The sequence below is a fragment of the Streptomyces sp. CB02400 genome (genome assembly GCF_001905725.1).
Classification (GTDB): Bacteria; Actinomycetota; Actinomycetes; order Streptomycetales; family Streptomycetaceae; genus Streptomyces; species Streptomyces atrovirens.
On sequence record NZ_LIWB01000014.1, the window covers coordinates 68,994 to 81,307 of the forward strand.

At 73.6% G+C, this 12,314-nt stretch carries 10 protein-coding genes; 4 read left to right on the top strand and 6 right to left on the bottom strand.

Annotated elements, in window-relative coordinates; all coding sequences use genetic code 11:
- Positions 1-54: 54 nt before the first annotated feature.
- Both AMK33_RS28465 and AMK33_RS28470 read right to left on the bottom strand, forming a co-directional pair.
- Positions 55-648 carry a DUF488 domain-containing protein gene (locus AMK33_RS28465; protein ID WP_073935846.1) on the bottom strand — a complete coding sequence of 198 codons (594 nt, stop codon included), beginning with the start codon at positions 646-648 and terminating at the stop codon, positions 55-57.
- 22 nt (positions 649-670) lie between these two features.
- Positions 671-1,360, bottom strand: a complete 690-nt coding sequence (locus AMK33_RS28470; protein WP_073935847.1) for a helix-turn-helix transcriptional regulator — start codon at positions 1,358-1,360, stop codon at positions 671-673.
- 87 nt (positions 1,361-1,447) lie between these two features.
- On the opposite strand from AMK33_RS28470, the gene AMK33_RS28475 reads away from it, so the two are divergent.
- Positions 1,448-1,879, top strand: coding sequence for a hypothetical protein (locus tag AMK33_RS28475; protein WP_073935848.1), 432 nt, complete (start codon positions 1,448-1,450; stop codon positions 1,877-1,879).
- A gap of 7 nt (positions 1,880-1,886) precedes the next feature.
- Here AMK33_RS28475 and AMK33_RS28480 read toward each other — a convergent pair whose 3' ends face one another.
- Both AMK33_RS28480 and AMK33_RS28485 read right to left on the bottom strand, forming a co-directional pair.
- Positions 1,887-2,768, bottom strand: a complete 882-nt coding sequence (locus tag AMK33_RS28480) for a YegS/Rv2252/BmrU family lipid kinase (protein WP_073935849.1) — start codon at positions 2,766-2,768, stop codon at positions 1,887-1,889.
- Between the two features lie 56 nt (positions 2,769-2,824).
- Positions 2,825-4,417, bottom strand: coding sequence for an FAD-binding oxidoreductase (locus AMK33_RS28485; protein WP_073935850.1), 1,593 nt, complete (start codon positions 4,415-4,417; stop codon positions 2,825-2,827).
- An 82-nt stretch (positions 4,418-4,499) separates the two neighbouring features.
- On the opposite strand from AMK33_RS28485, the gene AMK33_RS28490 reads away from it, so the two are divergent.
- Positions 4,500-5,108, top strand: coding sequence for a TetR/AcrR family transcriptional regulator (locus AMK33_RS28490; RefSeq protein WP_073935851.1), 609 nt, complete (start codon positions 4,500-4,502; stop codon positions 5,106-5,108).
- On the top strand, positions 5,105-6,685 hold the full coding sequence (locus AMK33_RS28495; protein WP_073935852.1) for a glycerol-3-phosphate dehydrogenase/oxidase: 1,581 nt from the start codon (positions 5,105-5,107) through the stop codon (positions 6,683-6,685). Before AMK33_RS28490 ends, AMK33_RS28495 begins: the two co-directional genes overlap by 4 nt.
- Positions 6,686-6,693: 8 nt before the next feature.
- Here the strand turns inward: AMK33_RS28495 and AMK33_RS28500 are convergent, their stop codons facing one another.
- Together AMK33_RS28500 and AMK33_RS28505 are read right to left on the bottom strand one after the other, a co-directional pair.
- Entirely contained in the window at positions 6,694-8,745 is a 2,052-nt protein-coding gene (locus AMK33_RS28500; RefSeq protein WP_073935853.1) for a discoidin domain-containing protein, read from the bottom strand.
- A gap of 175 nt (positions 8,746-8,920) precedes the next feature.
- The gene (locus AMK33_RS28505) at positions 8,921-9,271 is read right to left on the bottom strand and encodes a hypothetical protein (RefSeq protein WP_073935854.1); all 351 of its coding nucleotides are present in this window, start codon (positions 9,269-9,271) and stop codon (positions 8,921-8,923) included.
- A 722-nt stretch (positions 9,272-9,993) separates the two neighbouring features.
- Here AMK33_RS28505 and AMK33_RS28510 point away from each other — a divergent pair.
- A complete protein-coding gene (locus tag AMK33_RS28510; RefSeq protein ID WP_073935855.1) occupies positions 9,994-12,270 on the top strand; it encodes an exo-alpha-sialidase in 2,277 nt (758 codons plus the stop codon).
- Positions 12,271-12,314 lie beyond the last annotated feature (44 nt).

Consider the following 12,314-nt stretch of genomic DNA (forward strand, 5'->3'; position numbering starts at 1 on the left):
ACCTATAGCCCGAGACGCGAATAACTCCAGAGAACGAACGGGTCCAGTCTTGGGTCACGTCCGGTAACGGCGGGTGGCTCCCGAGTTGCGTCCCGCCGCCGTCCGACGTGTCGCGGCTTCGGTGTCGTCGTAGACCAGCAGTCCGTCGTCGCGCAGGCGTGCGCCCGGTGTGGGGCTGTGCCGGGTGTGGCGTCCGTCGTGCATCAGGTGACGTACGGGGACGTCGCGGGCCAGGACGGCGAAGTCGGCGATGAGCCGCCGGTGGCACCGCCACCACACGGATTCGCCGCACATCACCGCGGTCGGCTCGCGGGCGGCCTGTTCCAGCAGGGTGTCCATCGCGGTGACGAACCCGGGGGTGCGGGTGTGGGCGGCGTAGCCGCGGAAGGAGTCGTTGCGCCAGACGGTGTCGGGCGAGTCGGGCGGCGGTTTGCGGAAGCCGCCCAGGTCCCGTTCCCAGCGGTAGGCGATGCCCGCCTCGGGCAGCCATACGGCCAGCCGTGCTCGCGCCAGGTCGGGATCGCGGCGGCTGCCGGGGCCGATCCGGACGTCCACGACGGCGGCGATCCCCGCGTCGTTCAGCAGCCGGACCAGAGCGTCCCGGCCGGCGGTGCCGTGGCCGAAGGTCGACAGCTCACGCGGGGTCATGGCGCGCCTCCTCGCGGCGGGTTCAGGCGGCGGGCTCCAGGCGGACGCAGCACCGGCCCGGTTCCGGCGCCAGACAGGCCTCGAACCCCGTTTCGCCGAGTCCTTCGAGGACTCCGCGCGTCAGGTGCAGGTTCATGCCGCACACCGTCTGCGTGTGCGCGCGGGCCAGTGCGTGGAAGGGGCAGTTGCCCAGGACGACGGACCCGCCGTCGTGGCGCGGCTCGAAGCCGTACCGTTCCAGCACGCGGAAGACCTCCCTCCCGTCGCCGTCCGTCCCCAGTCGTACGCCCAGTTCCCGCGCCCTGCGGTGCAGTACGTCGCGCACGGGTTCCCCGCCGGCGGCGGATTCCTCCACGGCCTGGGCCAGCAGCCGGCCGGCGAGTTCGTAGCGCCGGTCCGGGAGGCTGACGGCGATCTGCGCGGCCGAGCGGCGGTAGAGCTTGGCCGGGCGGCCCGCGCCCGGTCCGGTGCGTCCGCTGCGCCGGACGCGGAGCACGTCGAGCAGGTGCTCCGCGGCCAGCCGGTCCAGGTGGAAGGCCGCGGTCTGCCGGGCCAGTCCGAGCGCCTCGGCCGCCTCGTCCCGGCCGACCGGGTGGCGCCGGCCCACCACGTAGTCGTAGAGCCGCCGGCGGGTGGGCTCGTCGAGAGCGGCAATGGCCGAGATCGCCGCGATGTCCTTGTCGCGTACTTCTTCCGTGTCATCCACGAACACCAGTGTAAAAGCAACAGCCATTGACTAAAGAGCGGATCCGCGCTTCTATCGTTAATGAGAGTTGCCGATAGAAGAAGGGTGCAGGCCATGGCCTCCACAACCACGAGCGGCACGTCGGTCACGTCCCGGCGGGCCGCGCTCAGCGACCCCGGCTACCAGGCGTACGTCGTCCTCCGCACCGGCTTCACCGTGGCGCCGGTCCTGTTCGGACTGGACAAGTTCGCGAATCTCCTCGTCGACTGGCCCGCCTACCTCGCGCCGTGGATCAACGACATCGTCCCGGGCAGCGCGCAGTCGGCGATGTACGCGGTGGGGGTGATCGAGATCGTGGCCGGTGTCGTCGTGGGCATCGCGCCGCGCTTCGGGGGCTGGCTGGTCGCCGGCTGGCTCGCGGGCATCATCGTCAACCTGCTCACACTGTCCGGCTACTACGACGTCGCGCTGCGCGACTTCGGACTGCTGCTCGGCGCCGTGGCGCTCGCCCGGCTGGCCCAGCGCTACCACGGCACCGAGTCCTGACCGGCGGTCAGTACAGGACGCGCAGGGCTCCGGGCAGGACCCTGGCCGTGACGGGGAGGACGGCGTCGACCTCCCCGTCGGTGCCGTAGGGGATCTCCCGGTCGGCCTCGATGCGGACCTCCTCACCCCGCAGGATCCGCACCTGGGGCCGACGGACGTGTGCGCCGGTCCTGAGCTCGTTCATCAGGGCGAAGAACAGCCGCCGGGGCGCCTGACGGATCATGACGACGTCCAGCAGTCCGTCGTCCACGCGGGCGTCGGGGGCGATGACGCGGCCGGAACCGTAGTAGCCGGAGTTGGCGGCCACCACCGTGTACCCGGTGTGCGGGTGCTCCTCGCCGTCGACGGTGACCCGGTAGCGGGCGGGCCGCCAGGTGGTGACGGCCCGCAGGCCGCCCGCGTAGTAGGACGCGGAGCCCCGCAGCAGCCTGGACCGGTTGGCGTGGCGGTTGGCGAGCGCGTCCACACCGGCGTACACGCTGCCGAGGACGACGGTGCGGTCGTGGACGGCCGAGGTGACCTCGATCGTGTCGACCTTCCGTGGCTCGGCGTGGAGCAGGACGCGGGCCAGGTCCGCCGGGTCCCGGGGCAGCCCCAGCGCGCGGGCGAAGTCGTTGCCCCGGCCGGCCGGGACGAGGCCGAGCGTCGCGCCCGTTCCGCTGAGGGCGCCGCCGACACCTCCCGCGATGCCGTCCCCGCCGACGGCGAGCACGACCCGCCCCTGCCGTCCGGCCTCGCGGGCCAGTTCCCGCGCGTGGGCCAGGCTGCGGCTGTACTCGGTCCGCAGGTCGGCTCCCTCCTCGCGGAGGTGCCTGGCCAGGGCGAGCAGGGCCGCCGCTCCGGTGGCCGCGCCCGCGGTGGGGTTGACGACGGCGGTGAACTGGCGCATCGGGGTGCCTCCGGGCGGGCCGACGGGATGGGGACGGGGCGGTCAGGGGTTCCGGGTCAGTCGGCGGGCAGCAGGACGCCGGGGTTGAGCAGCCCCGCCGGGTCCAGCCGCCGCTTCACGGCGCGCAGGGCGTCGATGCCGAGGGGGCCCGCCTCGCGGACGTACCAGTCCCGGTGGTCGGTGCCCACCCCGTGGTGGTGGCTGATCGTGCCGCCGGCGGCGAGGATCGCCTCGTTGGCGGCGTGCTTGGCGCGGGTCCAGTGCGCCACGGGGTCCTCGCCCTGGGCGGAGACCACGGTGAAGTAGAGCGAGGCGCCGTTCTCGTAGACGTGCGAGATGTGGCACATGACCAGCGGCGGGGTGCCGGCCTCGGTGAGGGTGGCGGTGAGCGCGTCGCGGACGGAGGCGTACAGCCCGGGGGCGCGGGACCAGAAGGCCGCCGTCTCCAGCGTCTCCGCGAAGGCCCCGGCGTCCAGGAGCGCGTCGCGCAGGTACGGGGCCGAGTAGCGGCCGTGTGCCCAGCGCCGGCCCGGCTCCTCGCCCAGGGGGGTGCCGCCGCACGCGCGCAGGACGGCCGCCGCGCGCTCCCTGCGGTACTCCGTGTCCTCCTCCGTGCCTTCGTACCCCGCGATCGCCGTGCAGCCGGCGGCCTGTTGCGCCCCGGAGCCGATCGCGTCCGGGTTCGCCAGGCCGATCAGCGTCTCGGTCTCGTCGGACAGGCGCAGCACGGTGGGCCGCGGTCCGTCCTGGGCGAGCCGGCGCAGGGCGGTGGCCCCCTCCTCGAACGTGGGGAAGTGCCAGCCCTCGTGGACGCGGGCCTGCGGGACGGGCCGGACGCGTACGGTCACGGAGGTGATGACGCCGAACGCGCCCTCCGAGCCGAGGACGAGCTGGCGCAGGTCGGGTCCGGCGGCCGAGCGCGGGGCGCGGCCGGTGTCGAGGGTGCCCTCGGGGGTGGCGAGGGTGAGGGAGAGCACCATCTCGTCGAAGCGGCCGTAGCCGGCGGATGCCTGGCCGCTGGAGCGGGTGGCGGCGAAGCCGCCGATGGTGGCCCACTCGTAGGACTGGGGGAAGTGGCCGAGGGTGAAGCCGTGTTCGGCGAGCAGCGCCTCGGCCCGCGGGGCACGGAGGCCGGGCCCCAGGGTGGCGGTGCGGGAGACCGGGTCGAGGGCGAGCAGGCCGTCCATGCGCCGCAGGTCCAGGGCGACGAAGGTGCCGCGCGGTTCGGGGGCGAGGCCGCCGACGACGGAGGTGCCGCCGCCGAACGGCACCAGCGGCAGGCCGTGCTCGGCGCACACCCGCAGGACGGCGAGCACCTCGTCGTGACCGCCGGGCAGGAGGACGGCGGCCGGGACGGCGGCGAGGTCACCCTCACGGATGCGCAGCAGGTCGGGGGTGGACTTGCCGCGGGTGTGCCGGATGCGCGTCTCGGCGTCGGTGCGCACATGGGCCTCGCCGCCCAGGGCCGCGATCAGGGCGCGGCGTGCGGCGGGCGCCAGCGGGCTCTCCGGGACGGTCAGGTCCTCGAGGGCGACGGGTCCGGCCTCGCGCGGCTTCACGCCGAGCAGATCGCGCAGCAGCCCGATCACCGTGTCGGGCAGCGGCGTCGCCTCGGCCGGGTCTCCCCAGCCGCTCCACAGCATGTCCATGACTGTCGTCCTCACCGGTCGGTCGGAATGAGCGCGGCCGTCGAGGTCGCCCGACGGCCGCCGTGGCGTTACACTGTGACACATGACGCCTATTCGTCACAACGGTTCCGGCGGTTCGGACAACGACGCGGTGCTCGACGCGGTGCGGGACTGCGTCCTGGCCGTCGGGGTCCGCCGCACCACGCTCACCGACGTGGCCCGCCGCGCCGGGGTCTCCCGGATGACGCTGTACCGGCGGTGGCCCGATGTGCGGTCGCTGGTCGGCGACCTGATGACCCGGGAGTGGATCGCGGTGGCCACCGGGGCGATCCCCGAGCGCGAGCCGGGAGTGCCCACCCGCGACCTGATCACCGAGGGGCTGGTGGCGGCGGTCCGCGCCTTCGGCGCCCATCCGCTCTTCCGGAAGATCCTCGACGTGGACCCCGAACTGCTCCTGCCCTATGTGCTGGACCGTCGCGGGGCGAGCCAGGAGGCCCTGCTGGAACTGCTGGCCGGCTCCCTGCGCGAGGGACACGCCGACGGCTCGGTGCGCGCCGTCCATCCCGAACGGCAGGCGCGGTCGGTGCTGCTGATCGTGCAGTCCTTCACCCTGTCCCTGCGGACCATGACCGACGAGGACGACCCCGAACTCGCCTCCGAGGCCTTCCTCGGCGAGCTGCGCGACATCCTGGAGAGGACCCTCACACCATGAACTCCCCCGGTGGCCCCGCCTCCGCCTTCTCCCTGTCCGCCGGCCGGCGCGCGCGTGAACTGGCCGACTCCATCGGCGGACCCGTCGTCGACGTGCTGGTCGTCGGTCTCGGCGCCACGGGCGCGGGGGCCGCCCTGGACGCCGCGGCCCGCGGTCTGAGCGTGGTCGCCGTCGACGCCCACGACCTGGCCTTCGGCACCTCCCGCTTCAGCAGCAAGCTCATCCACGGAGGGCTGCGCTACCTCGCCTCCGGACGGCTCGACGTCGCCCACGAGAGCGCGGTCGAACGCGGGGTGCTGATGGAGCGCACCGCGCCCCACCTCGTAGGGGCCCAGCCGTTCGTGCTGCCCCTCACCCCGCTGGTCTCGCGCGGTCAGGCCGCCCTGGCGCGGGCCGGGTTCCGGGCCGGGGACACGCTGCGCCTGGCCGCCCGCACGGCGCGGGCCACCCTGCCCCCGCCGCGCCGGCTCTCCGCGGTGGAGACCCGTCATCTCGCGCCCGCGCTGCGGCGCGACGGTCTGCGCGGCGGCCTGCTGTCCTGGGACGGCCGGCTCACCGACGACGCCCGTCTGGTGACCGCCCTCGCCCGTACGGCCGCGGGGCGCGGGGCGCGGATCCTGACCCGGGTCCGGGCCCTGGAGCTGACCTCGACGGGCGCCCGCGTCCGTGACGAACTCACCGGCGAGGAGGGCGGGATCCGCGCCCGCGCGGTGATCAACGCGTCCGGTGTCTGGGCGGGCGGCCTCGTCGACGGCGTCCGGATCCGGCCCTCCCGGGGCACCCACCTCGTCCTGCGCCCCGAGAGCCTCGGCCCCCTGACCGCGGGGCTGCACATCCCGATCCCCGGGGAGAGCAACCGCTTCGTCCTCGTCCTGCCCCAGGACGACGGCCGGGTCTACGTCGGCCTCACCGACGAACCCGTGGACGGCGACATCCCCGACGTCCCCCGGGCACCCGAGACGGACATCGGCTTCCTCCTCGACGTCCTGTGCTCCGTCCTGCACGCGCCGGTCCGCCGTGCCGACGTGGTCGGCGCCTTCGCCGGACTGCGCCCCCTGCTGGACACGACGGCGGCACACTCCGGCACGGCACCGAGGACCGCCGACATCTCACGGCGCCACGCGGTGCTCACCTCCTCCGAGGGCGTCGTCACCGTCGTCGGCGGCAAGCTCACCACGTACCGGCGGATGGCCGAGGACGCCGTCGACACCGCCGTCCGCGCCCGGGGGCTGCCGGCCGGCCCGTCCCCCACCGCGTCCCTGCCCCTGGTGGGCGCCGCGCCGCCGCACGTCCTCGCCGAACTGCCCGCGCCCCGCCGTCTCGTCCGGCGGTACGGCACCGAGGCACCGGCCGTGCACGCGCTCGGCGCGCGGGATGCCCGGCTGGGCGAGCCGGTGCTGCCCGGGTATCCGGTCACCGGCGCCGAGCTGCTCTGGTCCCTGCGCCACGAGGGGGCGCTCGACGAGGAGGACCTGCTCGACCGCCGCACCCGCATCGGACTCGTCCCCGCCGACCGGGCCACGGCGCTCGACACGGTGCGCGAGCTCGTCGACGGGGCGTTGTCACAGGGCGGTTGAGCTTCGCGTCAGCGGCCGTGGACGCCGACCTCGCGGATCGAGTACCCCCACTCGGTCCCCCGGTCCAGGAACTGCACGCGCAGATAGCGGGCCGGTGCGGGGGTGAACACGGCCGTTTCCAGCCCGCCGTCGCCGGAGGCGGTGGACCAGGCGGTGCGCCAGTTCGTGCCGTCGGTGGAGAGGTCGACGCGGTACGACGTGCCGTACGCGCGCTCCCAGTCCAGGGTGACGCGCCCGACCTGGTGGGTGGCGCCGAGGTCGACACGGAGCCACTGGTCGTCACTCCAGTCACTGGCCCAGCGGGTGCCCCGGTCGCCGTCCACGGCCCGCCCGGGCGCATAGCTGGTGAACGGGTTCCACTCCGCCGAACTGGCCGTGGCCGGGACGCCGTCGGCGAGGTTCACCCCGGCCCGGTGCTGTTCGGAGGCGCCCCAGGTGTCGAGGTAGGACTCGGCGCCCTTGAAGAGGTCGTCCACCACGTGCTGCCCGCCGACGCGCCGGATGTCCTCGATCCAGTCGGGGACCAGGCCGTAGTGCGCGGCTCCGTCGGTGTTCAGGTCCCAGGTGCGTTCGCCGGTGGTCTGCCGGTCGAGCACGGAGCCGCCGTCGACACTGCGGAAGGGGTAGGTGACGGCGTCGGGCGCGTCCGCGCCGCGCGGGGCCGGCCAGCCGCCGACGCCGTTCATGTCCGTGCCGTAGCCGTAGCCGACGCCGTACTCGTCGCGCAGCGCCTCGGTGCGGTCCGCCTCGGCGATGAAGCCCTCCGAGCCGTGCATGTACTGGGCGACGAACCCGCCGAGGCCGTAGACCCGCTCGGTCCAGTTCAGGTCCATCCAGCTGTGCGACGAGATCACGCCGGGGTAGGACGCGGCCTCGAAGATGTCGAGCACCCGCCCGGTCGCCTTGACGCTCATGTGGTCGATCTCGAGCATCATGTTGCGTTCCATCATGCCGCGCACGGCGTACTCGCCGAGTTCGGTGAGCCCGCGGACGTTGCACCGGGCGTCCTCGTCGTACGACGGGACCTCGACGCCGGCGGGGAGCTTCTGCTCGGCCTGGGGCGCGGACGCCAGACCGATGGGGTTGTCGTGCTGGGGGCCGGCGCACGTCCCGGTCTGCCAGAAGGTGCCGGTGGACAGGAACTGCCCGACGTTGATCGCCGTGCCGAGCGCGCCCTCGTCGAAGCGCACGCCGCACAGCGCGTTGTCGAACTTGTGGCACAGGAACATGCTGCGCACGCCGAGTGCGTACAGCTCGTCCAGTCCGGCGTCGATGTCGGCCCTGTCGCACTGCGCGATGTCCAGGACCTGCTTGCAGCCGAACGGTTCCGAGGTCTCGACGCCGAGGACGACCGCGAGCTTGCCCTGCGCGATGACGTCACGGGCCTGCGCGCTGTCGGTGACGATCCGGAACCAGCCCTTGCCCGGCCCGCCGTACATCCCGTCGACGTAGGCCTGCATGTCGTACGTCAGCTTCGCCTGCAGCCGGATGGAGGTCATCTCGTCGCAACTGCGGTCCTTGAAGAAGTACACGGAGCAGATCACGCCGTTGGTGACGAGGTCGTTGACCATGACGCGCTGTCCGCCGCGCCAGGCGCGTTCGATCCAGGCGTAGTAGTTCTGCTGGTGGGTCAGGGAGTCGTGCGCGGGCCAGTCCTTGAACGTGGGCCAGCCGACCGGATCGTGCCTGCCGTCACCGCCGTTGGTGATGAAGTCGAAGACGGCGAGCGAGCCGTCGGGGTAGTGCTCGGGACAGTCCTTGAGCGCGTCGGCGATCCCCTTCTCGGAGAAGGCCTTGCCGCAGATGAGCCGGCCGCCGAACGCCTCGTTGGCCATGATGTGGTTGTGCGCGTCGACGAACCCGCGTACCTCACCGGCGGCGTTCGTTCCCTTGAACGGCTCCCCGGTGACATCGACCCCGGAGTCGGGCGCGGGCCGGGCGACCGGATCCCACCAGTCGCCGCCGGCGGCGGAACTGGGCGTGGGCACGAGGGCCGCGGCCAGCACGAGGAGGAGCAGCGATACGACCCCGAGGTGTCGTCGGGTGCGGTACGTGGTCATTACGCACGTCCCTCCGTCGTGGAGTTGTCATGCCCGGCGCAAAGATATGGGGTGAGGGTCGCTACTGGCGCGTACGACGTCAAGTACGCGCGCGTCACCCGTCCGCTTCGGACCTCGCACAAGAAGCCGCGGACCGCGGCATCACCCCATGGCTCCCGGCCCCTTCGCCCCGGAACTACCCCTTGCCGCCCGTCTCGTAGTGCAGGGAGATGGAGCGCAGGACGTCGGCGGAGGAGACGTCGGTGCGGCCCTCGTCGTGGATCTCGGCGAGCTGGACGAAGGCGAAGGTGAGCGCGGAGGTGATCTGCACGATGGCGGGGCCCAGCTTCTCGGTGACGATCTCCGCCACCTCGCGCGCGCTCGCGTCGGCCGGGAGCTGGATCCGCGGCAGCATCTCCTCCAGGAGCTGGGCGACGGCTCCGCTCCCCGCCACATCGGCGTCCGGGTCCGCGCGGAGCCGCCGCCGCATCTCGAGGGCCTCGGTCAGGATCCCCACACCCCGCTGCATGATCTCCCGCTGCTCCATGGGCACAGCCTAGACCCGTACTTCGCGGGTCGTTTTCCGTACGGTGCGACTGGCCTGGGGGGTGTGGCGCCGGCCTCGCCCGCGCCGCCGGTGCGGGTGGAGGACCAGGCCCGCTGCCGGGCGGCGGACGCGATCGCGGACACGTCCGGCGCCCATCCGGCCGTGGGCCGGGACGCGGGCTTCCCGCCGGTCGGCTCCGGGTGCCCCGGGGGCCGTCGGACGGGCCTGAACCAGGTCCGGGCCGGGCTCGCGGCGCCGGCGGACGGCGGCGTCCCGGCGCGTGCGAAGGTCTTCGGCGCGACGAAGGACCCGCCGGGCGGCAGGACTTCCGGCCGGCTGCCGGCTCCGGTCCGGTCTCCTGCGCCGACGCCGCCGCCTCGCTCCGGGCCGGGGTTTCCTTCGTCGTCCGGTCCCGGCCGCACAGGCCGAGGACCAGGTCCATGCCCCTCCCGACCGCCGGCCGGGACGCGCCGCCGTCACGACTTCAAGGGCCCTCTCGCGGCCGCCCCGGTCCTCGTCCGGCGCCACCGGCGCGTCGCCGCGCCCTCTTCCCGGGCACCGGGCGAACCACCGTTCAACCAGCGGTTTCGCGTTCGCAAGGGTGCGTTCACCGTGACGGTGGCGGAGTCGCCCGGAACCGGTTCCGATTCCCCGACCCGGCTGACAACCGGGCGGCGGATCGACAGACTGACGGCCGTTGTCGATCACACGGAAGGCATGGGATGTCCGACGACACAGCGGCCGGGGACGGCGAGAAAAGACGCCTGGCCAACGAGAAAAGACGCCCGGCCGAAGTGGGCACACTTCTGACGGCTGTACTGGCGGTTCTGGCGGTGCTCTGGGGAGGAGCCGCCCTGGGCACGGACTCGCGCGCGACGCCCCTCGAAACGGTGCCGGTCGGCGCCGTGCCGGGCGGGCACGGAACGGTCTTCGCGTCGGGCGAGTCGGGTTACTCCTGCTTCCGCGCCCCCGCCGTGGTCCGCGCCGGCAGCGGAAAGCTCCTGGCCTTCGCCGAGGCGCGCAACGACGACTGCGGCGACAGCGGCCGCATCGACCTCGTCCTGAAGCATTCCACCGACGGCGGCGCGACCTGGAGTCCGCTGACCGTGGTGACCGCGAGCAGACAGGACGCGAGCGGCCTGGCCTTCCCGCACAACGCGACCCCGATCGTGAACACCGGGAACGGCGACGTCGTCCTGCTGTACACCGAGAGCTACCGGCGCGTCCACGTACGGACGAGCACGGACGACGGCCTGAGCTGGGGAGCGGCGAGGGACATCACGTCCGCCGTGTGGAAGCCGGAGTGGGGGGCGCTCGGCGAGGGGCAACTCGGCGTCGGTCCCTCGCACGGCATCATGCTGACGCGGGGCGCGCATGCCGGACGCCTGGTGGCCGGCATGGGCTACCGGATCGCGCCGGGCCGGCACCTGCAGGACCCGAAGGGCGGCGCCCTGATCCACAGCGACGACGGGGGCCGCACCTGGCAGTCCGGCGCCTCCTCCCACGGCGCCGAACCCGAGCTCGGCGTCCAGGAGCTGAGCGTCTTCGAGCGTGCGGACGGAAGCCTGGTGGCGGTGGCCCGCAACGAGGAGGGCACCGACACCGTGCGGGCCGCGTACGCGGTCTCCCGCGACCAGGGGCTGACCTTCGAGGCGGACTTCGCGCCGCTGGACCCCCTGCAACTGCCCCGCATGGGTGTGCAGGCCTCCACACTGGCCGTACGCGCCGAGGACCGGGACGGTTACGACCGGGTGCTGCTGGCCGCGCCCGCCGACACCGACGAACGCAGGGGCCTGACCATCCGCTCCTCCTTCGACGGCGGCCTCACCTGGCAGACCCCCGCACAGGGCGCGCTGGTGACGGACGGCATCTCCGCCTACTCCGACATGGTCGATCTGACCGGCGGGCGGTACGGCATCCTGTACGAAGGGGGAACCACCGCCCAGCACCAGTTCATCAGGTGGGCGGGTTTCACCGAGGCGGACCTCGACCGGCCGGACGACGCCGGCACCCTGACCGCCGGCCAGTACACCGGGGCGCTCCCCACCGGCTCGCCCGACCAGCTCCACCTGTTCGCCCCCACCCCGACCGGCGGTCTCGGCCACTGGTTCGAGGAGGCCGACGGCACGGTCAAGCGCGGCACCTGGGGCACCGGCGTCGCCGGTGAGGCGGTGGCGTTCCCGTACGGCACCCAGCAGCACGCGCTGGTGCGGGGCACCGACGGCAGCCTGCAGCACCGCTTCTGGGACACGGCCGCCAAAGCGGTGGTCCAGGAGACCTGGCTGCCGGCCGGCACGGTGGCCGGGGCACCCACGGCCCTGGTGACCCCCGGTCAGCAGCACGCGTTCGTACGGGCGGTCGACGGCAGACTGCTGCACAGCTTCTGGGACGAGGGCAGCGGCGAACTGCGCCGGCAGACCTGGGCGGCCCCCGGCTCCCTGGCCGGTGACCCGGTCGCCGTGGTGTACGGCACCCAGCAGCACGTGTGGGCGGCCGGTACCGACGGCGCGCTCCACCACTGGTGGTGGACGAAGGGTCCCGGGGTGCGGCACGAGTCCTGGGGAGGCACCGTACGGGGCACACCGACGGCGTTCGTCCACGAGGGGCAGCAGCACGTGTTCGCCGGTGACGCCGACGGCAGGCTCGCGCACTGGTCACGGGAGGCCGCCGCGCAGGTCGTCGAGCGGGAGACGTGGTCCACGCCGGAGCCCCTGGGCGGCCGTCCGGTCGCCTTCGTCCACGGCTCCCAGCGGCATGTCTTCGCGCGGACCGCGAACGACACCCTCGCCCACTGGTGGTGGGACCCGTCCTACAGCGTGCGGTACGCGGTGCTGCCCGGGACGGTGCGCTCCGACCCGGTGGCACACGTGGTCGGCGACGTACAGCATGTGTACGGGGCGGCGGCCGACGGAACGCTCGAGCACTGGTGGTGGGAGAGGACGGAAGGCAACCGCAGGGAATCCTGGGGAGGCCGGGTGGCGGCCACACCCCCCTGGTAGCCACCGCCGGTCACGGCTCCCGGTATGCCGCGGTCCCGCGAGCG